General features: G+C 59.8%; 25 protein-coding genes. 8 read left to right on the forward strand and 17 right to left on the reverse strand.

The window, feature by feature from the left end:
- Positions 1-17 precede the first annotated feature (17 nt).
- The 3 genes from ispE to KHO07_RS04620 are packed head-to-tail and all read right to left on the reverse strand — an operon-like array spanning position 18 to position 3,217.
- Entirely contained in the window at positions 18-869 is an 852-nt protein-coding gene (ispE, locus tag KHO07_RS04610) for a 4-(cytidine 5'-diphospho)-2-C-methyl-D-erythritol kinase (RefSeq protein ID WP_150733916.1), read from the reverse strand.
- A gap of 1 nt (position 870) precedes the next feature.
- Positions 871-1,488: a lipoprotein insertase outer membrane protein LolB gene (gene lolB, locus KHO07_RS04615; RefSeq protein WP_150733915.1), complete on the reverse strand. Its 618-nt coding sequence runs from the start codon at positions 1,486-1,488 to the stop codon at positions 871-873.
- A 4-nt stretch (positions 1,489-1,492) separates the two neighbouring features.
- The gene (locus KHO07_RS04620) at positions 1,493-3,217 is read right to left on the reverse strand and encodes a tetratricopeptide repeat protein (protein WP_212626570.1); all 1,725 of its coding nucleotides are present in this window, start codon (positions 3,215-3,217) and stop codon (positions 1,493-1,495) included.
- A 346-nt stretch (positions 3,218-3,563) separates the two neighbouring features.
- Here KHO07_RS04620 and hemA point away from each other — a divergent pair, with 346 nt between their 5' ends.
- The 6 genes from hemA (at position 3,564) to KHO07_RS04650 (ending at position 8,934) form a co-directional block, all read left to right on the forward strand.
- Positions 3,564-4,853 carry a glutamyl-tRNA reductase gene (hemA, locus tag KHO07_RS04625; protein WP_075945695.1) on the forward strand — a complete coding sequence of 430 codons (1,290 nt, stop codon included), beginning with the start codon at positions 3,564-3,566 and terminating at the stop codon, positions 4,851-4,853.
- A complete protein-coding gene (prfA, locus tag KHO07_RS04630; RefSeq protein ID WP_047533169.1) occupies positions 4,850-5,932 on the forward strand; it encodes a peptide chain release factor 1 in 1,083 nt (360 codons plus the stop codon). Before hemA ends, prfA begins: the two co-directional genes overlap by 4 nt.
- Positions 5,933-6,763 carry a peptide chain release factor N(5)-glutamine methyltransferase gene (gene prmC / locus KHO07_RS04635; RefSeq protein WP_212626571.1) on the forward strand — a complete coding sequence of 277 codons (831 nt, stop codon included), beginning with the start codon at positions 5,933-5,935 and terminating at the stop codon, positions 6,761-6,763.
- A complete protein-coding gene (locus KHO07_RS04640; protein WP_150733912.1) occupies positions 6,757-7,512 on the forward strand; it encodes a molybdopterin-synthase adenylyltransferase MoeB in 756 nt (251 codons plus the stop codon). Before prmC ends, KHO07_RS04640 begins: the two co-directional genes overlap by 7 nt.
- The gene (gene murI, locus KHO07_RS04645) at positions 7,505-8,296 is read left to right on the forward strand and encodes a glutamate racemase (RefSeq protein WP_150733911.1); all 792 of its coding nucleotides are present in this window, start codon (positions 7,505-7,507) and stop codon (positions 8,294-8,296) included. The genes KHO07_RS04640 and murI overlap by 8 nt, the downstream gene beginning before the upstream one ends.
- A 119-nt stretch (positions 8,297-8,415) precedes the next feature.
- On the forward strand, positions 8,416-8,934 hold the full coding sequence (locus tag KHO07_RS04650) for an acyloxyacyl hydrolase (protein ID WP_150733910.1): 519 nt from the start codon (positions 8,416-8,418) through the stop codon (positions 8,932-8,934).
- A gap of 83 nt (positions 8,935-9,017) precedes the next feature.
- Here KHO07_RS04650 and KHO07_RS04655 read toward each other — a convergent pair whose 3' ends face one another.
- From KHO07_RS04655 to KHO07_RS04710, 12 genes are all read right to left on the reverse strand, one after another.
- Positions 9,018-9,323, reverse strand: a complete 306-nt coding sequence (locus tag KHO07_RS04655; protein ID WP_212626572.1) for a YkgJ family cysteine cluster protein — start codon at positions 9,321-9,323, stop codon at positions 9,018-9,020.
- Between the two features lie 52 nt (positions 9,324-9,375).
- A complete protein-coding gene (locus tag KHO07_RS04660; protein WP_212626573.1) occupies positions 9,376-9,879 on the reverse strand; it encodes a DUF2878 domain-containing protein in 504 nt (167 codons plus the stop codon).
- Positions 9,872-11,143, reverse strand: a complete 1,272-nt coding sequence (locus KHO07_RS04665; protein ID WP_212626574.1) for a cyclopropane-fatty-acyl-phospholipid synthase family protein — start codon at positions 11,141-11,143, stop codon at positions 9,872-9,874. Before KHO07_RS04665 ends, KHO07_RS04660 begins: the two co-directional genes overlap by 8 nt.
- On the reverse strand, positions 11,130-11,945 hold the full coding sequence (locus KHO07_RS04670; protein WP_150733907.1) for a DUF1365 domain-containing protein: 816 nt from the start codon (positions 11,943-11,945) through the stop codon (positions 11,130-11,132). The genes KHO07_RS04665 and KHO07_RS04670 overlap by 14 nt, the downstream gene beginning before the upstream one ends.
- Entirely contained in the window at positions 11,942-13,189 is a 1,248-nt protein-coding gene (locus KHO07_RS04675) for an FAD-dependent oxidoreductase (RefSeq protein WP_212626575.1), read from the reverse strand. The genes KHO07_RS04670 and KHO07_RS04675 overlap by 4 nt, the downstream gene beginning before the upstream one ends.
- A complete protein-coding gene (locus tag KHO07_RS04680) occupies positions 13,186-13,968 on the reverse strand; it encodes an SDR family NAD(P)-dependent oxidoreductase (RefSeq protein ID WP_212626576.1) in 783 nt (260 codons plus the stop codon). The genes KHO07_RS04675 and KHO07_RS04680 overlap by 4 nt, the downstream gene beginning before the upstream one ends.
- Complete coding sequence (locus KHO07_RS04685; protein WP_150733904.1) at positions 13,965-14,387, reverse strand: nuclear transport factor 2 family protein; 423 nt, start codon at positions 14,385-14,387, stop codon at positions 13,965-13,967. The genes KHO07_RS04680 and KHO07_RS04685 overlap by 4 nt, the downstream gene beginning before the upstream one ends.
- Positions 14,380-15,825: a deoxyribodipyrimidine photo-lyase gene (phrB, locus tag KHO07_RS04690; protein WP_212626577.1), complete on the reverse strand. Its 1,446-nt coding sequence runs from the start codon at positions 15,823-15,825 to the stop codon at positions 14,380-14,382. The genes KHO07_RS04685 and phrB overlap by 8 nt, the downstream gene beginning before the upstream one ends.
- A 34-nt stretch (positions 15,826-15,859) precedes the next feature.
- Entirely contained in the window at positions 15,860-16,801 is a 942-nt protein-coding gene (locus KHO07_RS04695; protein ID WP_212626578.1) for a MerR family transcriptional regulator, read from the reverse strand.
- Positions 16,801-17,760, reverse strand: coding sequence for a DUF523 and DUF1722 domain-containing protein (locus KHO07_RS04700; RefSeq protein ID WP_212626579.1), 960 nt, complete (start codon positions 17,758-17,760; stop codon positions 16,801-16,803). The genes KHO07_RS04695 and KHO07_RS04700 overlap by 1 nt, the downstream gene beginning before the upstream one ends.
- Before the next feature lie 134 nt (positions 17,761-17,894).
- A complete protein-coding gene (locus tag KHO07_RS04705) occupies positions 17,895-18,110 on the reverse strand; it encodes a TIGR02450 family Trp-rich protein (protein WP_212626580.1) in 216 nt (71 codons plus the stop codon).
- A complete protein-coding gene (locus KHO07_RS04710; protein WP_150733899.1) occupies positions 18,107-19,093 on the reverse strand; it encodes an NAD(P)/FAD-dependent oxidoreductase in 987 nt (328 codons plus the stop codon). The genes KHO07_RS04705 and KHO07_RS04710 overlap by 4 nt, the downstream gene beginning before the upstream one ends.
- Before the next feature lie 197 nt (positions 19,094-19,290).
- On the opposite strand from KHO07_RS04710, the gene KHO07_RS04715 reads away from it, so the two are divergent.
- Entirely contained in the window at positions 19,291-20,193 is a 903-nt protein-coding gene (locus KHO07_RS04715) for a TIGR01777 family oxidoreductase (RefSeq protein ID WP_150733898.1), read from the forward strand.
- A 13-nt stretch (positions 20,194-20,206) separates the two neighbouring features.
- Positions 20,207-21,232, forward strand: a complete 1,026-nt coding sequence (hemH, locus tag KHO07_RS04720) for a ferrochelatase (protein WP_212626581.1) — start codon at positions 20,207-20,209, stop codon at positions 21,230-21,232.
- A gap of 135 nt (positions 21,233-21,367) precedes the next feature.
- On the opposite strand, the gene KHO07_RS04725 is transcribed toward hemH, so the two are convergent.
- Both KHO07_RS04725 and upp read right to left on the reverse strand, forming a co-directional pair.
- Positions 21,368-22,642: a uracil-xanthine permease family protein gene (locus KHO07_RS04725; protein WP_034149573.1), complete on the reverse strand. Its 1,275-nt coding sequence runs from the start codon at positions 22,640-22,642 to the stop codon at positions 21,368-21,370.
- Between the two features lie 2 nt (positions 22,643-22,644).
- Positions 22,645-23,283, reverse strand: a complete 639-nt coding sequence (gene upp, locus KHO07_RS04730) for a uracil phosphoribosyltransferase (protein WP_150733896.1) — start codon at positions 23,281-23,283, stop codon at positions 22,645-22,647.
- Positions 23,284-23,381: the final 98 nt, after the last annotated feature.

Below are 23,381 nucleotides of genomic sequence, written 5' to 3' on the forward strand. Positions count from 1 at the left end.
CCCAGTACTCGGTTCCTTTAGAGCAGACTTTGCAGCTTGCGATGCAACATCGAAACGTTGCTTCCTTTTGCTACAAACCCTGTAAGGGTCTCTGTAAGAAGGGCCGAGACTTTATCAGCTTCAGCTTTGCTTGGGAAGCCCCCAAACACACAACTTCCAGTTCCGGTGAGTTTTGCTTCGGTAAATTTACCTAACAAATTCAAAGCGTTACGTACCTCTGGATAACGCCTTGTTACCACCGGTAAGCAGTCATTACGACTGTTTCCCTTGGGAACGGGGCGCACTTTAATGGGCGGCGTGTTACGTGTCAACAACGGATCGGAAAAAATTTCTGCCGTACTAACAGAGACTTGCGGAACGAGCACGACATACCACGGTTCTTCCGGGTCGACAGGGGTCAGTTTCTCCCCCACACCCTCGGCGAAAGCCGCGTGCCCGCGCACGAAAACCGGGACGTCGGCCCCCAGCGTCAGGCCCAGCGCGGCCAGGCGGTCTTCATCCCAGCCCAGTTGCCAGAGATGGTTCAGACCGAGCAGGGTGGTCGCGGCATTCGAACTGCCGCCGCCAATTCCACCGCCCATGGGCAAAATCTTGTCGATCCAGATATCGATGCCCAGCTTGCAGCCGGATTGCTCTTGCAGTTTTTTCGCGGCCTTGACGATCAGGTTACTGTCGTGGGGAACGCCCTCGAACTCGGTGTGCAGGCAAATGACACCGTCATCGCGAACGGCGAAGGTGATTTCGTCGCCGTAGTCGAGGAACTGGAACATCGTCTGCAATTCGTGATAACCGTCTTCGCGGCGACCGAGAATGTGCAGCATCAAATTGAGTTTGGCAGGCGAGGGCAAAGTCAGGCGATTGGCCGGCATGTCATTGCCCCAGCTTGCGTGGTTGCCAGGCCTTGATCACCAGCGTGACATCCAGGTCGGTGCCATGAAGTTTGATTCGCTCGGGCAGCCAGTAGCCATTTTGTTCGGTATAGGCGGTGTACTCCACCTGCCAGCCGTCCTGTTCGAGATTGGCCAGGCGGCTGTCGCCATCCAGCGTCAGCCGGCTTTTAGTGTCCGGAGCCGGAAGTCCGCGGACCCACCATGCGAGGTTGGCGACCGGTAATTTCCAGCCCAGTTGCTCTTCAAGCAATGCATCCGGAGAGGGGGCTTCGTAGCGTCCCTGATTGGCGACTTCCAGGGACACCTTGCCCGGGCGTCCGGTCAGGCGAGCCGCGCCGCGACCCAGTGGGCCGGAAAGGCGGATGTCGTAGTACTCCTGGCGCTGCAACCAGAACAGTGTGCCGCTGCCCGAATCCTTGGGTGCGCGAATGCCGATCTTGCCGTCGATCTGCCAGCCGTCGAGGGCGGACAACTGCTGTTTGTGCTCGCGCCATTGCGCGGGGTTGCCGTGACCCTCAACCGATTCGCGGGCGCCGAAACCCGCGCAACCGGCGAGCAGGGCGATGAAGCTGAAAACAATGATGTGGCGCAAAAACATAATCTTAAAGAGTCTCTGATCCGGTCAGGCGCTTGATGGTGCTGCGCAGGATAGGGCTGTCGGGTTGTTCCTTGAGGAATTTGCTCCAGATCTGCCTGGCTTCGCGTTGCTTGCCATTGGCCCACAGGACTTCGCCCAAATGTGCGGCGACTTCCTGGTCCGGAAAGCGTTCCAGGGCCTGACGCAGCAAACGCTCGGCTTCGTCGAGGTTGCCCATGCGGAAATTCACCCAGCCAAGGCTGTCGAGAACCGCCGGGTCTTCCGGGTTGATCTGGTGTGCCTGCTCGATCAAGGCCTTGGCTTCGACGTAGCGTGTCGTGCGATCGGACAGGGTATAACCGAGGGCGTTCAACGCCATGGCGTTGTCCGGGTCGCGCTTGATGATCAGGCGCAGGTCTTTTTCCATCTGCGCCAGGTCATTGCGTTTTTCTGCCTGCATGGCCCGGGTGTAAAGCAGGTTGAGGTCGTCCGGGTATTTTTGCAGCGCTTGTTGCAGTGCGGCCCAGGCTTTGTCGGGCTGGTTGTTGGCGGACAGGGTTTCGGCTTCGATCAGGTACAGCTGGATCGCGTAGTCCGGTTGCTCATCGCGTTCGGCGGCGAGCTTGCGCTGGGCTTCGGCGGTCTTGCCGTTGTTGATCAGGATGTCGGTCTGGCGTAACTGTGCCGGCAGGTAGTCGTTGCCCGGCCCAACCTTGCCGTATTCGATCAGCGCGCCTTGCGGATCATTGCGTTCTTCGGCGATGCGGCCCAGGTTCAAATGCGCCGAGTCGACGTGGCTGTCCCGTGCGATCAGGTCTTCCAGGTAGCCTTTCGCTTCGTCCCAGGCCTTGGCTTCGAGACAAACCAGTGCCAGCGAGTAACGCAGTTCGTCGTCATCCGGGTATTGCTGGACCAGGCTCGAAAACTCTGCCTTCGCATCGTCCATGCGGTCCTGTTCAACCAGCATGCGTGCATACGTCAGGCGCAGGCGCTTGTCGTCCGGGTACTTCTTGATGCTTTTTTGCAGCAGTGGCAATGCTTCATCGCCGCGGTCGAGGCTTTGCAGCAGACGCGCGCGCAGCAGAATCGGGGCAATTTCGCCGTCGTCCGGCGGGTTGTCTTCCAGCAGGGCCAGCGCGCCTTTGGAGTCGCCGTCCTGTTGCATCAGCAGGGCCTTGCCGAAAATCAGCTGGCCGTTGTTCGGGTGGCGTTGCAGCAAACGGTCGAAACTCTGCATCAGACCGTTGCGGGTGTCCTGGTCGGTATCGGCCGCTGACAATGCGAGGAAGTCGAAATGAGTGTCGCCCTTACCCTGCAGGACTTTCTCCATATAGACCATGGAGTCGTCGTAACGCCCGGCGCGAGCCAGTTGTACGGCCGCGGCGCGTTGCGCTTCAAGGTCGTCCGGGGCGTTTTTCGCCCAGATCAGCGCGGAATCCAGGGCGGCCTGATCGGCGCCCAGGTACTCGGCGATGCGAAATGCCCGTTCGGAAATACCCGGATCCTGAGTGTTGATGGCCTGGGTCACATAGTTGTCCAGCGCAATATCGAAGCGATTGCGCTGGCCGGCCAGTTCGGCGCTCAGCAGGCTAAAGACCGTGTCTTCGCTGAATGAGCTGTAAACCTTGGGCTTTTCAGGTGCCGGAGTGCTTTCTTCGACCGCAGACGTACGGTCCGGCGACACGGGGGCCAAGGCCTGGCAGCCGCTAAGGAAGACAAAAGCGAGGAGCAACGCGGAAGATCTATTCATATAGGAAGAAGGACGACTAACCTGCGGTCGGATCATCATGACACAAGCCTTGGGCCAAACATAACCGGCCCGATATATTCGCATGCGCACCTTCCCTCTGTAGGAGCCGGCTTGCTGACGATGGACTTGCAGGCGCCGCGTCCGTTCCAGAATAAATACGTCATCGTTCACGACCATCGCCAGCGAGCCGGCTCCTTCAAGTGCGGTGTACGGATCGATACTTGTGTAAACGAGAAACGCTCGCAAGTCCGGACGTCATCTACCACGATGATAGATATCGAGTAGTTGTTCTCAATCTGTCGAAGTAGGACAATTGCCGGCTTCACGTCACCATCAGCGACTTTGAATGGCCTTCCTTGCACTCGGTATTAACCACAAGACTGCTTCAGTAGACGTCCGCGAGCGCGTGGCCTTTACCCCTGAGCAGCTGGTTGAGGCCTTGCAGCAGCTCTGCCGACTCACCGACAGCCGCGAAGCTGCGATCCTCTCCACCTGCAATCGCAGTGAACTCTATATAGAACAGGATCACCTGTCGGCGGATATCGTGCTGCGCTGGTTGGCCGATTATCATCATTTGAGCCTCGATGAGCTGCGTGCGAGCAGTTATGTGCACGAAGATGATGCGGCAGTTCGTCACATGATGCGCGTGGCGTCCGGGCTCGACTCGCTGGTGTTGGGCGAACCACAGATTCTCGGGCAGATGAAATCGGCCTATGCCGTGGCGCGCGAGGCCGGCACCATCGGGCCGCTGCTCGGGCGCTTGTTCCAGGCCACGTTCAATGCGGCCAAGCAAGTGCGCACCGACACTGCCATCGGTGAAAACCCGGTGTCCGTGGCGTTTGCCGCGGTCAGCCTGGCGAAGCAGATTTTCAGCGACTTGCAACGCAGCCAGGCCCTGTTGATCGGCGCCGGCGAGACCATCACCCTGGTCGCCCGCCATTTGCATGACCTGGGGGTCAAGCGCATCGTGGTCGCCAACCGCACCCTCGAGCGTGCGAGCATTCTGGCCGAGCAGTTCGGCGCTCACGCGGTATTGCTGTCGGACATCCCGGCAGAGCTGGTGCGCAGCGACATCGTCATCAGTTCCACTGCCAGCCAGTTGCCGATTCTCGGCAAGGGCGCCGTGGAAAGCGCCCTGAAGCTGCGCAAGCACAAACCGATTTTCATGGTGGACATCGCCGTTCCGCGGGATATCGAGCCAGAAGTCGGCGAGTTGGACGACGTGTACCTCTATAGCGTCGATGATCTCCACGAAGTCGTCGCCGAGAACCTCAAGAGCCGTCAGGGTGCAGCCCAGGCCGCGGAAGAGATGGTCTCGGTCGGTGCCGAAGATTTCATGGTCCGCCTGCGCGAATTAGCGGCGGTCGATGTGCTCAAGGCCTATCGTCAACAGAGCGAACGCCTGCGCGACGAAGAATTGCAAAAAGCCCAGCGCCTGCTGGCCAACGGTGGCAGCGCCGAAGAAGTGCTGGTGCAACTGGCACGTGGCCTGACCAACAAACTCTTGCATGCACCCAGCGTGCAGTTGAAAAAGCTCTCTGCCGAAGGTCGCCTCGATGCGCTGGCGATGGCCCAGGAACTCTTTGCCCTCAATGAGGGCTCATCGGAAAGCTTTTCGGATAAGAAACCGCAATGAAAGCGTCACTGCTCAATAAGCTGGACATCCTCCAGGACCGTTTCGAGGAATTGACCGCCCTGCTTGGCGACGGCGAGGTCATTTCCGATCAGAACAAATTCCGCACCTATTCCAAGGAATACGCGGAAGTCGAGCCGATCGTCGAAACCTATAAACAGTTGCTCAAAGTGCAAGGCGACCTCGAAGGTGCGCAGGCACTGCTCAAGGACAGCGACCCGGACATGCGTGAAATGGCCGTGGAAGAAGTCCGCGAAGCCAAGGAGCGCTTGGTCGAGCTGGAAGCCAGCCTGCAACGCATGCTGTTGCCCAAGGACCCGAACGACGGGCGCAACGTGTTTCTCGAAATCCGTGCCGGCACCGGCGGCGACGAGGCGGCGATTTTCTCCGGCGACCTGTTCCGCATGTATTCGCGTTACGCCGAGCGTCGCGGCTGGCGGGTGGAGATCCTCTCGGAAAACGAGGGTGAACACGGCGGCTATAAGGAAGTCATCGCCCGGGTTGAAGGCGACAATGTCTACGGCAAGCTGAAGTTCGAATCCGGCGCGCACCGCGTGCAACGGGTTCCGGCGACCGAATCCCAGGGCCGCATCCACACTTCGGCCTGTACCGTGGCGGTGTTGCCCGAGCCGGACGAGCAGGAAGCGATCGAGATCAATCCGGCGGATTTGCGGATCGACACGTACCGTTCCTCCGGTGCCGGTGGTCAACACGTCAACAAAACCGATTCGGCGATTCGCATTACCCACTTGCCGTCCGGCATCGTCGTGGAGTGCCAGGAAGAGCGTTCGCAGCACAAGAACCGTGCCCGTGCGATGTCCTGGTTGTCGGCCAAACTCAACGACCAGCAGACCAGCGCCGCCGCGAATGCCATCGCCAGCGAGCGCAAATTGCTGGTCGGTTCCGGTGATCGCTCCGAACGCATCCGCACCTACAACTTTGCCCAGGGCCGGGTCACCGACCATCGGGTCAACCTGACGCTGTATTCCCTCGACGAAATCCTCGCCGGTGGCGTCGATGCGGTGATCGAGCCGTTGCTGGCCGAGTACCAGGCTGATCAACTCGCGGCGATAGGTGAGTAAATGACGATCATTGCCAGCTTGTTGCGCGCCGCCGATTTGCCCGACTCGCCAACGGCGCGTCTGGATGCCGAATTGTTGCTGGCAGCGGCGTTGGGCAAGTCCCGCAGTTTTTTGCACACCTGGCCGGAACGCATCGTGCCGAGCGAAGCGGCACTGACCTTCGCCGAGTATTTGCAGCGCCGTCGTGGTGGTGAGCCGGTGGCCTACATTCTGGGGCAGCAAGGTTTCTGGAAGCTTGATCTGGAAGTCGCTCCGCACACGTTGATTCCGCGTCCGGATACCGAGCTGCTGGTGGAAGCCGCACTTGAACTGCTGCCCGCCACACCGGCCAAAGTCCTCGACTTGGGCACCGGCAGTGGTGCGATCGCACTGGCCCTGGCCAGCGAACGTCCGGTGTGGCATGTCACCGCCGTGGACCGCGTGCTGGAAGCCGTTGCCCTCGCCGAGCGCAACCGCCAGCGCCTGCACCTGAACAACGCTACGGTGCTCAGCAGCCACTGGTTCAGTGCGCTGGCGGGCCATCGTTTTCAGTTGATCATCAGTAACCCGCCCTACATCGCCGCCGCAGATCCGCACCTGGTGGAAGGCGATGTACGTTTCGAGCCGGCCAGTGCCCTGGTCGCTGGCGTCGATGGGCTCGACGATTTGCGCTTGATCGTCGCCCAGGCTCCAGATCATCTGGAGGCCGGTGGCTGGCTGATGCTCGAACACGGTTACGATCAGGCCGAGGCGGTGCGTGATCTGCTGCTGACCAGCGGTTTTGAAGAAGTCCATAGCCGCACTGACCTGGGCGGTCATCAACGCATCAGTCTGGGACGCCTGCCATGCTGAATGATCAGGAATTGCTGCGCTACAGCCGGCAGATTCTGTTGCAGCACATCGATATCGACGGTCAGCTGCGCTTGAAGGAAAGTCGCGTATTGATCGTCGGCCTAGGCGGTCTCGGTGCGCCGGTGGCGCTGTATCTGGCGGCAGCGGGTGTGGGTGAAATGCACCTGGCGGACTTCGACACCGTCGACCTGACCAACCTGCAACGCCAGATCATCCATGACACCGACAGCGTCGGCATGAGCAAGGTCGATTCGGCGATCAAGCGCCTGACGGCCATCAACCCCGAGATTCAGCTGGTCGCCCATCGCGCGGCGCTGGACGAAGACTCACTGGCCGCAGCCGTGGCCGGTGTGGATCTGGTTCTGGACTGTTCCGACAATTTCTCCACCCGTGAAGCGGTCAACGCCGCTTGTGTGGCTGGCGCCAAACCCCTTGTCAGCGGCGCGGCAATTCGACTGGAAGGGCAGTTGTCGGTGTTCGACCCGCGCCGCCCGGAAAGTCCGTGCTACCACTGTTTATACGGGCACGGCAGCGAGGCCGAATTGACCTGCAGCGAAGCCGGCGTGGTTGGCCCGTTGGTGGGCCTGGTCGGCAGCCTGCAAGCCCTCGAAGCGCTGAAGTTGCTGGCGGGTTTCGGTGAGCCGCTGGTAGGGCGCCTGTTGTTGATTGATGCCTTGGGCTCACGCTTCCGTGAGTTGCGGGTCAAGCGCGATCCGGGCTGCAGCGTTTGTGGGCCAAAGCATGCGTGAAGCGCCCATCGGCGTGTTCGACTCCGGCGTCGGTGGGCTTTCGGTGCTGGCCGAGATCCAGCGTTTGCTGCCTGACGAAACGCTGTTGTACGTCGCCGATTGCGGGAATATCCCTTACGGTGAGAAGACCCCGGAATTCATCCGCCAGCGCTGCAGCGTCATGGCCGGGTTCTTTCAACGCCAGGGCGCCAAGGCCCTGGTGCTGGCCTGTAACACTGCAACGGTTGCCGGGGTTGCCGACCTGCGCCGCGATTATCCGCAGTGGCCCATCGTCGGCATGGAACCGGCGGTCAAGCCGGCTGCCGCCGCCACCCGCAGTGGCGTGGTCGGGGTGCTGGCCACGACCGGTACCTTGCAGAGCGCCAAGTTCGCCGCGTTGCTCGACCGTTTCGCCACCGATGTTCGGGTGATCACCCAACCTTGCCCGGGATTGGTGGAGTTGATCGAGAACGGCGATCTCCACAGTCCCGCATTGCGCCTGCTGCTGGAACGCTATGTCCGGCCACTGCTCGCCGAAGGCGCAGATACCATCATTCTGGGATGCACTCATTATCCGTTTCTCAAGCCGCTGCTGAGGGAGATGATCCCGGATGACATCAGTCTGATCGACACCGGTGCCGCCGTCGCACGTCAACTTCAGCGTCTGCTGGCCGAACGTGAGTTGCTGGCGGACGGGCCAGCGCGCGCCGCACAGTTCTGGACCAGCGCCAATACAGAACATTTCGCAAATATTCTGCCGATACTGTGGAATACCGCTGGGGTTGTGCGAAGCTTTGAAGGGTAAACGGGAATTGGAGTAAGTCCTCCAATTGGGGTGAACTTCTGTTTAACCGTCGACTTCTATAGCTGTGTGCGTCGAGCAACAAAAAAACCAAACGAAATCGTTCGGAAAAGGATGTTTCTATGAAGCGACTATTCTGCTTGGCCGCGATTGCGGCCGCACTAATGGGGCAAAGTTACACTGCACAGGCTGCAGGCGTGGAGTTCGCGGTCGGCCAGACCGGCGAGTCGACCATGACTTATCGCCTGGGCATGCAATTCGACTGGGACAAGAGTTGGTGGCAGAGCGACGTGGGTCGACTGACCGGTTACTGGAGCGGTGCCTACACCTATTGGGAAGGCGACAAAACCTCCAGCAATAACAGCCTGTCGTTCTCTCCCGTGTTTGTTTACGAGTTTGCCGGCGAGAACGTCAAGCCGTACGTCGAACTCGGGGTTGGCGTGGCGTTGTTCTCCGACACTGAAATCGAAAACAACGATCTCGGTAGTTCGTTTCAGTTCGAGGACCGTTTCGGTGTCGGCCTGCGCTTTGCCGGTGGACATGAAGTCGGCGTTCGGGCAACGCACTATTCCAACGCCGGGATCAGCAGTCCTAACAATGGTATAGAGAGTTACGCCTTGCATTACACAATGCCGTTGTAAGCAACACAGCTTCAACCCTTTGCCACCTTGTCCCCTGTGGGAGCGAGCTGCTCGCTCCCACAGGGGACAAGGTGGCTTCAACTTCAGCGATACGCCGTCGAAATTCCCTGGCGTTCCTCAATGCACTCCGGTGCCCCCATCTCGAACTCCCGGCAGATCAGCGGGCGATTTTCGTAGATGGTGCACATCATCGTGTTGCGATCCAGCGCGGCGCACCAGCCGTCATCCAGGCGCAGCATGACTTCCCCACCCCAGTCATCGGTGTCGATATACCGTTCGGGCACGCCGGTATCGGTGATCAACATGACTTCGAGCTGGCAGCAGCAGGCGGCGCAGGTCGAGCAGGTCACCGCGGGCGTGGCGATTTGCGTGTGAGGGATGGTTTTCATGGCGCGCAGTGTAAGGCAGTGGCCCGGTGCTGTGTGAAAGTGCTGACGGACGCTAGTCGTCGACAGCCGGTTTGAGACGGGCGGCCATCACATGCAGCAGCGGAAACAGCAGCGCCCAGAGCAGGCCGAGGCCGATCAGGGTCGGTAATACGCCGAAGGGGAATTGCACCCCTGCCAATTGTCCGCCGGCGTAATACGACAGCGGCCCACCCACCGCGCCCAGCAGGCTCGCCCGCCACATCGGCCTGGCGCTCCAGCGCAGGCAGTGGCGCAACGTGGTTGCCAACAATGCCCAGAGCAACATCAGCCACAATGGAATCAAGGGCGAAAGGTCCTTGAATTCGAACACGCCCAGCCAGCGCAGAAAACTGTCCACAGCGGTGCCGAGCACCACCACACCGAGTATCAGTCGACCTTCTCGCACCCAACTACTTATCCACAGCAGATGAATCACCAGAGCCGCTAGCGCCACCAGCAACCAAAGGCTGTTGCCACCCATCACGCACGCAAACCAGCCAAGCTGGAATAACAATGCGTTGGCCAGGCGTTCAAGCATCGAAACGGCCGAGCAGGGGCGCGGTGATTGCTGAAGGCTTGGCCAGGAGCAATTGCGCGGTACCGATGGTGCGCTCAAGGAAGCCACCTTCGCAGTAGCACAGGTAATATTCCCACAGGCGCAGGAAGTAATCGTCGTAGCCCAGTTCTCTCAAGCGGCTCTGGGCACTACGAAAGTTCTCGTGCCACAAGCGCAAGGTCCGGGCGTAGTGCAAGCCGAAATCCTCCATGTGCAGCAGGTTCATATCGGTGTCGCGACTGACGATCTCGAGCATTTTCTGTACGCAGGGCAGAGCGCCGCCGGGGAAGATGTAGCGCTGGATAAAGTCGACGTTGTCCTTGGCCTGTTCGTAGCGCTGTTCGCGGATGGTGATGGCCTGCAACAGCATCAGGCCGTTGTTCTTGAGCAGGTGCGCACACTGCTTGAAGTACGTCGGCAGGAAGCGGTGGCCGACCGCTTCGATCATCTCGATCGAGACCAGCTTGTCGTATTGACCGGTGAGATCGCGGTAATCCTTGAGCAACAACGTGACCTGGTCTTGCAGCCCCAGCGTTTCAATGCGTTTTGCGGTGAAAGCGTATTGCTCTTTGGAGAGCGTGGTGGTGGTGACTTTGCAGCCGTATTTCTGCGCGGCGTACACGGCCATGCTGCCCCAGCCGGTGCCGATTTCCAGCAGGTGGTCCGTGGGTTTAAGCGCGAGCTTCTGGCAAATGCGCTCCAGTTTGTTCAATTGAGCCTGCTCAAGGCTGTCGTCGGCACGCAGGAATTGCGCGGCTGAATACATCATGGTCGGGTCCAGAAACTGTTCGAACAGCTCGTTACCCAGATCATAGTGAGCGGCGATGTTTTTCTGTGAGCCCTTGCGTGTATTGCGATTCAGCCAGTGCAGCCCCTGAATCAGTGGCCGACCCAGTTTTGCCAGGCCACCTTCAAGGGCATCGAGCACTTCAAGGTTGCTGACGAACACCCGGACCACCGCGGTCAAATCCGGTGAGCTCCAGTACCCATGAATGAACGCTTCGGCTGCGCCAATCGAACCTTTGCTGGCCACCAGTCCCCAGACGGCCGCGTTGAGGATATGGACTTCCCCCACCAGCGGGCTGCCGGCGCTGCCGAACGCATGCCGTTCCCCGTCTTCGATCAATACCAATTGACCGTGTTTGAGCTGCGCCAGTTGCCGAAGCACGCCTCGGCGCAGCAACGATCCGCTCAAGCCATGGGTGCCGAACAGACTGGCTTTGAGCGTGAGGCTAGAGGATTTCATGGCGGCGGTCCTTGGGGGCAACGGTGGCGGTCTGAAAGCTGCCATCGGCAGCCTGATGAGAAAATAACGGCAAGCGCTTGAGTAACAGGCGCAGGGCTTGCCAATAAATCGCCAGCGCGGTTTTCGCGGTCATCCACGGGAAGCGCCGCAAGTACCGGTGCAGGCTCGCGCGATCAAGGGGTTCGCGTTTGAGCCTGAGCGTGGCATCGAAAAGTTTTTCTTCGCCCTGCCAGTCGGCCATGTGCACACCGATCCGTTTCGCGACCGGGCTGAAGCTCATGCGGTACTGGATATCACGCGGTAAAAACGGCGAGACATGAAAGGCTTTGGGCACAGAGAAGTGTTGATGGAAATCCGATAAATCTTCGGGTGCCTTGGCGGGCAACACGTAGTGGTAGCGCTCGCGCCAAGGGGTGTTGCTGACTTCGCAGACGATCGCCGCCAGTTGGCCGTCGGCCTCATGGCAATAGAAAAAACTCACCGGGTTGAACGACAGGCCCCAGCTGCGGGGCTGGGTCAGCAGGCAGATCGAGCCTTGCGGCACATGCCCGATGGCCTCGCCTACCTGTTGTCGCACGGCGTCGATCAGGCGTATGCCTCGGCCGGTGAAAGACTTCAGGTAATCGGTTTCTCGAAACGAAAACGGTGCGAAGCGGTTCAAGCCTGAAAGGCGCGACAGGCCGAACACCGCTTGCTGTTCGTCGAGGTCCAGGTACAACAGGCCGATGCGGTAACGGAACTGGTGAGCCCGTGGACTGAAACGCCGATGGGCGATCCAGCCGCTATAAAGCGCGCTGTTCACAGGGTTTCTCCAAACGAGCCGGCCACGCGCAAGGCGCTGACAACACCGTCCTCATGGAACCCGTTGGCCCAGTAGGCGCCGCAGAAGTAGGTATGTTGCGCACCATTCAGCTCTTCCCAGCGCGCCTGGGCAGCCACCGACGTCAAGCTGAATTGCGGGTGGGCATAGGTGAATCGGGCGAGCACTTTGGCAGGATCGATGGCCGCGCTCTGGTTGAGGCTGACACAGAACGTTGTATCGCTCTGGATGCCTTGCAGGATGTTCATGTCGTAGGTCACGGCGGCATGTGTATGGCCGGAGCCCGCCAGGCGGAAGTTCCAGCTGGCCCATGCAAGTTTTCGCTCAGGCAACAGGCGTGTGTCGGTGTGCAGCACAACTTCGTTGTCGGCGTAGGGCAGGGCACCGAGGATCGATTGTTCGGCGGCGCTCGGTGCGGCCAACAGTTTCAAGGCCTGGTCGCTGTGGCAGGCGAACACCACCTTGTCGAAACGCTCGCTGACGCCGGCGCTGTGGATAACGACGCCCTCTGCGTCGCGCTCGACCCGCGTTACCGGGCAGTCGAGGCGAATGTTGTTGCCAAAGCCAGCCGTCATCGGCGCGACGTAGGCCTCTGAACCACCCTCGATCACCTGCCATTGCGGGCGATTGCTGACAGACAGCAGGCCATGGTTCTTGAAAAACCGCACAAACAATTGCAACGGGAAAGCCAGCATGTCGGCCATCGGCATCGACCAGATCGCGGAACCCATGGGCACGATGTAATGCAGGATGAAACGCTCGCCGTAGCGGCCGGCCTGTAGATAGTCGTTGAGGGTGGTGTCGGGTTTGATCCGTTGTTGTTCGAGGTCGCGCAGGGCTTCTTTGTTGAAGCGCAGAATATCGCGCAGCATGCCCCAGAATCCCGGCGACAGCAGATTGCTTCGCTGGGCGAAAAGGCTGTTGAAGTTGTTGCCGTTGTACTCGAGACCGCTGTCGGGGTCGGTGACCGAAAAGCTCATTTCCGTGGGTTTGAAACCCACACCCAGCTGGCCGAGCAGGCGAATGAAGTTGGGGTAGGTCCAGTCATTGAAAACGATAAAACCGGTATCCACCGCATAACGCTGACCATCGACCGTCACGTTTTCGGTGTGCGTATGCCCGCCGACACGATCGCTGGCTTCGAACAGGGTGATTTCGTGTCTACGATTGAGCAGATAGGCGCAGGTCAGGCCTGAGATGCCGCCGCCGATAATGGCAATCTTCACGGCTGATCCTTGATCGGCGGGTTGCTGCGCACCATACGTTTACCGATCGCCAGTTGCATGCGGGCGGGCAATTTCGACATCGGCCACATGGCCGCCATGAACATCCCCGGAAACGCGATCTCCAGCGGCCGATTCCTGAGCTTGGCGAAAATGTGCCGTGCGGCTTTGTCCGCCGGCCAGCTCAGGGGCATGGGGAAGTCGTTTTTTGCCGTCAAGGGCGTATCGACGAACCCCGGGCTGACCACGGTGACTTCAATACCTTCCGGCGACAGGTCGATGCGCAGGGACTCGAACAGGTACCGCAAACCGGCTTTCGAAGCGCCGTAGGCTTCCGCCCGTGGCAGCGGCAGGTAGGTCACCGAACTGGCCACACCCACCAGATGCGGGGCAACGCCTTTGCGCAACAGTGGCAGGGCGGCTTCGATGCAATAGCTGCTGGCGAGCAGATTGGTACGTACCACGTGCTCGACGATCGAGGCGTCGAACTGCTTGGAGTCCACGTACTCACAGGTGCCTGCGTTGAGAATCACCGTATCCAGAGAACCCCATTGCTCGGCAATCTGTTCTCCGATTTCCCGTACGGTCTGGCTGTTGGTCAGGTCGCCTGCCACTACCAGTACTTGCCCCGGATAACGTTGGGACAAGGCTTTCAGCGGCGCCAGTGATCGTGAGCTGACAGCCAGGTGCGCGCCGGTCTTGAGAATCTCCTCGGCCAGCGCAGCACCAATTCCGCTGCTGGCACCGGTCAGCCAGTATCGTCGTGGCGTTGTAAGACTCATCCCATTCTCCTTTTCAGCCAGGCAATGGCCCGACCCAACACGGGTAGATGTTCATAAAGCAATGCGCCGGCATCGAAGTAATCCCGGTGGCAATAAACTTTGTCGCGCCAACGCAAATGTGAACAGCCGTCGACGCGAATTATCTGGCCACCGGCAAGGCGCGGATGGCGGTAGCTCATGACCCAGCGCAGATAACCTTCACCTTCGGCGATCTGGTCGAAACCATGAAAATCGAAACGCAGCTCACTGACGTTGGAATAAAGCTCGGCGAAGTAACTGTGCAATTGCCCGAGGCCCTGGACTTCGTGCAAGGGATCGGTAAATCGCACGTCCTGGGTATAAAGGTCATCGAGGCGACACAGGTTGTCTTTATCCAGCTCTGCAAACTGCCGGGCGAACTGTTGCAGGAAACTACTCATGCAGGCCTCCGGCGTTCTGCCGTGTCGGCAGGTTCTTGAACGCCGCCAGGGCGCGTGCCCGTGACGTGTTCAGGTCGACAATCGGAGACGGGTAGTTGGCCACGCCGAACAATCCACCGAGGTGTGCCGGGTTGTGCAGCTCTTTTTTGTTCAGCCCGGACAGTTCCGGCAGCCAGTGCTTGATGAACACACCTTCGGCGTCGAACTTTTCCGACTGGCTCAGCGGGTTGAAGATCCGGAAGTACGGTGCGGAGTCGGTGCCCGTGGACGAACTCCATTGCCAGCCGCCATTGTTGGCGGCGAGGTCGCCATCGATCAGGTGACGCATGAAAAAGCGCTCGCCCTCTCGCCAGTCAATCAGCAGATTCTTGGTCAGGAACATCGCCACCACCATGCGCAGGCGGTTGTGCATCCAGCCGGTTTCCAGCAGTTGGCGCATGGCGGCATCAATGATTGGCACTCCGGTGCGGGCCTCCTGCCAGGCCGCGAGCTCTTCGGGCGCATGGCGCCAGGCCAGGGCTTCGGTTTCCGGGCGGAAGGCACGGTGACGGGAGACCCTCGGGTAGCCCACCAGAATGTGTTTATAGAATTCGCGCCACAGCAGCTCGTTGATCCAGGTGACGGCCCCGACCTTGCCGCTTTCGAACTCGCCCTGATTGCTTTGCAGTGCGGTGTGCAGACATTGGCGCGGTGAAATCACGCCGGCAGCGAGATAAGCCGAGAGCTGGCTGGTACCGGGTTTCGCCGGAAAATCGCGCTCGCTCTGGTAATAGTCGATCTGCGCGTCGGCGAAGGTCTCAAGCCGGCGCCGGGCCTCGGTTTCGCCGGCGGGCCACAGCGCCCGAAGGCTGGCGGTCGGTGTCTCGAACCCGTTGACGCTGGCGGGAATCGGATCGCTGGGGATTTCCAGCGGCGCCTGTGCCATTGGCGTGCTGACCAGGCGCGGCAGGGCGCGGTGCAGGCGTTCGTAGCAGACCTTGCGGAACTGACTGAACACCTGAAAGTACGTGCCGGTTTTGGTCAGGATACTGCCCGGTTTGAACAGCAATTGATCCAGGTAACTGTGGAATGCGATGTCTTGACCGGCCAGTGCTTCGGCAACGGCAGTGTCCCGGTCGGTTTCGTGGATGCCGTATTCCTCGTTGACGTGCACCGCCTGGATGTTTAATTGCCGGCAAAGATCGAGCAGCACCTGCGGTGCTTCATCCCAGCGCGCAGCCGTGCGGATCAGCAAGGGGATGTTCAATTGACCGAGCGCCACGCTTAGCTCATTGAGATTACGTAACCAGAAATCCACTTTGCACGGCGCATCGTCGTGTTCCTGCCATTGCTCAGGGCTCAGCAGATACACCGCCACGCACGGGCCAACCGCAGCGGCGGCAGAGAGGGCGGTGTTGTCATGTAGGCGCAAGTCGCTGCGCAGCCAGATCAATTGCATGGTGTCGTCCGTACAAATCATTAAAGAAGCGCCATTAAATGAGCCCGCACTGAACCAGTGCCTGGTGTGCCAACAATGGATCTTCGGCCAGGTACAAATCGGCAATTTCTGAAGTGGTTACGGACAACTCGGCATGGTGAATGCACACCGTTGGTCCGACGATCATTTTTGGGCAATTGACGTTGTTCAAAAGTTTCGGCAACTGCGACAGGTTTATGGCTTTGCTGGAATACAGCAGTACGCCCCGGGGTTGCAGGTAATCCACTGCGACGGCGAGCTCACCGACAGGCAGCGGCCAGTCGAACACCTCCACCGGGCAATCGGCGCTGCTGACCAGCCAGGCCGTGAGCCACAGGTGAGGCTCCAGTGGCCGGTCCGAGTGGTTGATCAACAGCAAGGGCGGGGTGTGTAACTGACGATTGTTATGGTAGATGCGCGCACCGAATTTGCTGCGCAACCACGAATAAAAAAATACCCGTTCCATCTGCGCGCCGAACTGGCCTTGCCAGCGTTGCTCCAGTTCCGCCAGCAGCGGCAGCAACAATTGTTCGCACAAGGTTCGGGGCGGGTAGAGCGCCATGGCCTGGTTGACAGTGTCGTCCAGCGGGCGCTCGGTCAGCTTGGTGACCGCGATCAGCAAGGTCTGGCGCAGCCGCTGCCAGTCATTTTCCACCGGTTGGCTGAAGGCCTGCGGGGTATCGAGCAGTTGCTTGACCTGGCTGACGGCTACGCCGCGGTTGAGCCAGGTAAGGATCGTCTGGATGCGCTGCACGTGATCGCTGGAAAACAGTCGATGCCCCTTGGGCGTACGTTGCGGAACGATCAGGCCATAGCGCCGTTCCCAGGCGCGTAATGTCACGGCGTTGACGCCGGTCAGCCGGGCTACTTCGCGAATCGGCAGCCAACCTTCATCGAGGGCCTTTTTGAAGTCGGCACCCAAATCCTCGCTGGCGCTGCTGTCGAGTAATTCTTTCATTAGATTGCGTTTCGCAGGCTGAGATTTTCCGGATGCGGTTGCAGGTAAACCTGTTGCGCGATGTACGGGTCCGGGTGTTGGCGAAAGTGATGCTTGAGCAGTGTCAGCGGCACCACCAGCGGCACGATGCCGTGCCGGTACTGGCCGATCACATGCTGCACTTCCTGTTTGTCATCGGCGCTGAGGGTTTTCTTCAGGTAGCCGCTGAGGTGCTGCAGCACGTTGGTGTGGGTGCGCCGGGTCGCACATTTCTTCAGCGCCGCCATCAATTCACTGAAGTACTGCGGGCCGAGTGCTTGTGGATCGGTCTGGCCCATGTTGCCCAGCAGATTGCCCAAGGCTTTGTACTGCACCGGGTTGTGGGCCATCAGCAGGTACTTGTAGCGCGAGTGAAACTCCGTCAAGCCACGGCGACTCAGGCCTTCTTTGAGCAGTTGCTGCCAGGCGCTGTAGGCGAAGACGCGGGTGAGGAAGTTCTCGCGCAGAACCGGATCGTTGAGTCGCCCGTCTTCTTCCACCGGCAAGTCCGGATGCTGCGCGCAAAAAGACTGGGCATAGATCCCCCGGCCACCGCCGTCGACCGGTGCACCGTTGGCGTGATAGACCTTTACCCTCTCGAGGCCGCAGGACGGGGATTTTTGCATGAAGATGTAGCCGCAGATGTCGTCGAGTTCCGCCGCCATTTTTCGTCCGTACTCGGCCAGCGGCCGGGTGACGTTGATCTCGCGGTCGATCGAGCCGACGGCCTGGGGCTGAACCGGATCGCCCACCAACCGAATGGGTTCGCGAGGAATGCCCATGCCGATCGCGACTTCCGGGCAGACCTCAACGAAATCGAAGTAATCAGTGAGGGTGCGGCTGCACAGCCGCGACTCCTTGTGCCCGCCGTTGAAGCGCACCTCGGCACCCATCAGGCAGGCACTGATGGCGATTTTCGGTTTGGTGAAGGGCTGCGGCATCGGAATACCTCGAATCAAAAACCTGTACAGATATTTTTATCTGTACAACATGGGTTCATCATAGATTCGAAGCTGTACAAGTCAAATTTTATGTATAAGTTTTTTGCGTTCCCTGCAGAAGCAGCCTCTGGCGCCTATTGCCAGCCGAACGTCCAGTGATCCTGATCGGAAAGAATCTGCCACGTGCACCGCTCGCTGCGTCGGGTCAGCACCGCTTGCAACTCGATCTCCAGCACCGTTCCTTCATCGTCTCGGAACAGCTCGGTCACCAGAAAATGCTTTTCGCGATTTTGCGGGTGGGCTGCTGTCCACTTCGACAGCAGCAATTTGCTGGGGTTGATGCGGTTCATTGCAAGTGCTCGTGAAGGCGGCGGGCGGCTTCCTGGCCGCTGAGCCAGGCACCTTCGACGCGTCCGGACAGGCACCAGTCGCCACAGGCATACAAGCCCAGATCGGCATCGGCCAGCGTGCCCCATTCGTGGCTGCTGGCAGGGCGGGCGTAGAGCCAGCGGTGGGCCAGGCTGAAGGTCGGTGCGGGCATGGAGTCGTGCAGCAGTTCAGCGAACGCGCCGTGCAACTGCTCGATCACTGCTTCTTTCGGCAAGTCGATGTGCTGACGGCTCCACGTGCTGGTGGCGTGTAAAACCCAAGTGTCGAGCGTGTTGTCGCGCCCGGGTTTGCTGCGATTGCGGGCCAGCCAGTCGAGCGGGCTGTCCTGTACGAAACAGCCTTCCATGGGCGTTTCCAGCGGTGTTTCAAACGCCAGGGCGATGGCCCAGGTAGGGTCCATTTTGACCCCGGCGGCGGCACCAGCGAGCTTCGGCGCGGAGGCCAGCAGTGCCGTCGCTTGCGGTGCCGGCGTGGCGATCACTACGTGGCTGAAGGGGCCGTGGGTGAAACCTTCGGCATCCTGCAAGTGCCAGTGTTCTTCGCCGCGATAGACCTCGGTGATCCGGCAGGCGAAATGCACTTCGAGGTCGCCGAGCAACGCCCGGGTGATGGCGCTCATGCGGGGCGTGCCGACCCAGCGGGTCTGCTCGTCCGGTGACAGATTGAGCTGGCCGCCATGGAAGGTGTACAGCTGTGGCGTCCACTCGGCCACCCAGCCATTGGCTTGCCAGCGCTGCACTTCCGTGACGAAGCGGCGGTCGCGGGCAGTGAAATATTGCGCGCCCATGTCCAGCGCACCCGCATCACTGCGCTTGCTCGACATGCGTCCACCACTGCCGCGGCTTTTATCAAAAAGTTGCACGACATAGCCCAGCTCAGTCAGGGCTTGGGCGGCTGAGAGTCCGGCGATGCCGGTGCCGATGATTGCGATAGGTACAGTCATAAGGGCCTCGTTTACCTTTCTGTACAGACTACGCCGGGGTTGAAACCTGTACAATATTGTTTTTTGGTATAACTTTTAGCGTTCTCGTTCTGACAGCTTGGCCTATTGTTAAACACAGAGCCTGCCCGATATCAAAGATCCCTTGCTTATAAAAATAGACTAGTCATCACGGTAAAACGCCACGCGAGGAAGAAGTCATGCACATATTGCTGACCGGCGGTACTGGTTTGATAGGACGTCAGCTTTGTCGATACTGGTTGAGTCAGGGCCATCGCCTGACGGTCTGGAGCCGGACGCCTGCGAAAGTCGCAAAAATATGCGGTGCCCAGGTTCGTGGTGTCGCTCGACTCGAGGACATCGGGCAGGAACCGGTGGATGCAATTATCAATCTTGCCGGGGCGCCGATTGCCGATCGGCTCTGGACCCACAAACGCAAAGCCTTGTTATGGAGCAGCCGCATCACCCTGACGGAAACTTTGCTGGGCTGGCTCGAAAGCCGTGAGCAGAAGCCGGATGTGCTGATTTCAGGCTCGGCGGTCGGTTGGTACGGCGACGGTGGTGAGCGGGAGCTCACCGAGGACTCGCCGCCGGTGATCGATGACTTCGCCAGTCAGCTGTGCATCGCCTGGGAAGAAACCGCGCAGCGTGCAGAGGCCTTGGGGATTCGGGTGATCCTCGTTCGCACCGGGTTGGTGTTGTCAGCCGAGGGCGGCTTTTTGTCGCGCCTGTTGCTGCCGTTCAAACTCGGGCTGGGTGGGCCGATCGGCAACGGTCGGCAATGGATGCCATGGATTCATATCAACGATCAAATCGCCTTGATTGATTTTCTTCTGCATCGCAATGAAGCCAACGGTCCATATAATGCCTGCGCACCGAAGCCGGTGCGTAATCGCGAATTTGCCAAAACCCTGGGCAGCGTGTTGCATCGCCCGGCGTTCATGCCGATGCCGGCCTTTGCATTGAAGGTCGGCCTGGGCGAGTTGTCTTTGATATTGCTGGGCGGCCAGCGGGCCACACCGGCGCGTTTGCTCGAAGCGGGTTTCACATTCCAGTTCACTGATTTGCGCGCGGCCCTGGAAGATCTCTCCAGCCGCCTCTGAAATAGGACGTTGCATGACCGATCACGCGTTGCTTCTGGTCAATCTGGGCTCACCGGCCTCCACTTCGGTGGCGGATGTGCGCCGTTACCTCAATCAGTTCCTGATGGACCCTTACGTGATCGACCTGCCATGGCCGGTGCGGCGTTTACTGGTGTCACTGATCCTGATCAAGCGCCCCGAGCAGTCGGCCCATGCCTACGCTTCGATCTGGTGGGAAGAGGGCTCGCCGCTGGTGGTGCTCAGCCGCCGCTTGCAGCAGGCGATGACGTCCCAGTGGCGCCACGGTCCGGTCGAGCTGGCGATGCGTTACGGCCAGCCGTCCATCGAGTCGATGCTGACGCGTCTGGCGGCACAAGGGCAAAAGCGGATCACGCTCGCGCCGCTTTATCCACAGTTCGCCGACAGCACCACCACCACAGTGATCGAAGAAGCCCGGCGCGTCGTGCGCGAGAAAAAGCTTGATGTGCAGCTGTCAGTGCTCCAGCCGTTCTACGATCAGCCGGAATATCTCGACGCGCTGGTGGCCACGGCCAAACCCTATCTGCAACAGGATTACGATCATTTGTTGCTCAGTTTCCATGGTTTGCCGGAGCGGCACCTGACCAAGATCGACCCTACCGGACACCATTGCTTCAAAGGCGAGAATTGCTGCCAGAACGCTTCGCCAGAAGTATTGATGACCTGCTACCGGGCCCAATGCCTGCGCACGGCATCCGAGTTTGCCAAGCGCATGGGCCTGCCGGACGGCAAGTGGTCGGTGTCGTTCCAGTCGCGCCTGGGGCGCGCCAAATGGATCGAACCCTACACCGAAGTGCGTCTTGATGAGTTGGCCAGGTCGGGTGTGAAGAAGCTGTTGGTGATGTGCCCGGCGTTCGTGGCCGATTGCATCGAGACGCTGGAAGAGATTGGTGATCGCGGCAAGGAGCAGTTCCGCGAAGCAGGAGGGGAGGAGTTGGTGCTGGTGCCGTGTCTCAATGATGACCCGCAGTGGGCGAAAGCGTTGAACACATTGTGTGAAAGGGCGCCTCTGGCCCTGTAGGCATACAACCCGTGGCGAGGGAGCCCGCTCCCGCTTGAGTGCGCAGCACTCACAAAATCTTCATTGACTGCGAGAATTTTGGGGCCGCTTCGCGACCCAGCGGGAGCAAGCTCCCTCGCCACAGGGGATCACCTTTTACAGCAGCGGCTCATCCGCCTTCTTGTGCTTCCAGCTGTCATTGCCCGGCAGGATCAGGTTCAGCGCAATCGCTACCACCGCGCACAGCGCGATGCCTTTGAGGCCGAAGTCATCCGGACCAGTGCCGGTACCCACCAACACACCGCCAATCCCGAACACCAGGGTCACCGACACAATCACCAGATTGCGCGCTTCGCCCAAGTCAATCTTGTGGCGAATCAGCGTGTTCATGCCCACCGCCGCAATCGAACCGAACAGCAGGCACAGAATCCCGCCCATTACCGGCACCGGAATGCTTTGCAGCAATGCGCCGAACTTGCCGATGAACGCCAGGCTGATGGCGAAGATCGCCGCCCAGGTCATGATTTTCGGGTTGTAGTTCTTGGTCAGCATCACCGCGCCGGTGACTTCGGCGTACGTGGTGTTGGGTGGACCGCCGAACAGGCCGGCTGCGGTGGTGGCAATGCCGTCACCGAGCAGAGTGCGGTGCAGGCCGGGTTTCTTCAGGTAATCGCGACCGGTCACGCTACCCACTGCAATCACGCCGCCGATGTGCTCAATGGCCGGGGCCAGGGCCACCGGAACAATGAACAGAATCGCCTGCCAGTTGAATTCCGGCGCGGTGAAATTCGGGATGGCGAACCACGGTGCAGCGGCAATCTTCGCCGTGTCGACCACGCCGAAGTAGAACGCCATGCCAAAACCGACCAGCACGCCGGAAATGATCGGTACCAGGCGGAAAATGCCTTTGCCGAACACCGCGACGATCAGGGTGGTCAGCAATGCCGGCATCGAGATCAGCATGGCGGTCTGGTAATGAATCAGCTCGCTACCGTCGCCAGCCTTGCCCATTGCCATGTTGGCGGCAATCGGCGCCATGGCCAGGCCGATGGAGATGATTACCGGGCCAATCACCACCGGTGGCAGCAGGCGATCGATGAAACCGGTGCCTTTGATCTTCACGGCCAGGCCGAGGAAGGTATAGACGAAGCCCGCCGCCATCACGCCGCCCATGGTCGCCGCGAGGCCGAATTGGCCCTTGGCGAGAATGATCGGGGTGATAAACGCAAAGCTCGACGCCAGGAACACCGGCACCTGACGCCCGGTGACGATCTGGAACAGGATCGTCCCCAGGCCAGCGGTAAACAGCGCCACGTTCGGGTCGAGGCCGGTAATCAGCGGCATCAACACCAGGGCGCCGAACGCTACGAACAGCATCTGCGCGCCGGAAAGCACCGTGCGCCAGAGCGGATCGTTGAACTCTTGCTGCATGCTCACGCGTCCTTCTGCTTGGTGCCGAAGATCTTGTCGCCAGCATCGCCCAGGCCAGGGATGATGTAACCGTGTTCGTTCAGTTTTTGATCAATGGAAGCGGTGTAGATGATCACGTCCGGGTGAGCCTTCTCTACCGCCGCGATACCCTCGGGGGCAGCAACCAGCACCATGGCACGGATGTCGCGGCAGCCGGCCTTTTTCAGCAGATCGATGGTGGCAACCATGGAGCTGCCGGTGGCGAGCATCGGGTCGATGATCATCGCCAGGCGTTCGTTGATTTCCGGGACTAGTTTTTCCAGGTAGGTGTGGGCTTGCAGGGTTTCTTCGTTGCGGGCCACGCCCACGGCGCTGACTTTGGCGCCCGGGATCAGGCTCAGCACGCCTTCGAGCATGCCGATGCCGGCGCGCAGGATCGGGACTACCGTAATTTTCTTGCCGGCGATTTTCTCGACCGACACAGTGCCGCACCAACCTTCGATATCGTAGGTTTCCAGCGGCAGGTCTTTGGTGGCTTCATAGGTCAGCAGGGCACCGACTTCCTGAGCGAGCTCACGGAAATTCTTGGTGCTGATGTCTGCGCGGCGCATCAGGCCAAGTTTATGACGGATCAGCGGGTGGCGGATCTCGAGGATGGGCATGGGAAAGGCTCCGGCGGCGGGCAAAAAAACCGGCCTAGATTAATCTATCCGAGGGTGTTGTCCTATAGACATACAGTACGTTAGTCCACAAACGCTTG

Origin of the sequence: Pseudomonas sp. PP3 (assembly GCF_905336995.1) — a bacterium.
GTDB classification, from domain to species: Bacteria; Pseudomonadota; Gammaproteobacteria; order Pseudomonadales; family Pseudomonadaceae; genus Aquipseudomonas; species Aquipseudomonas reinekei.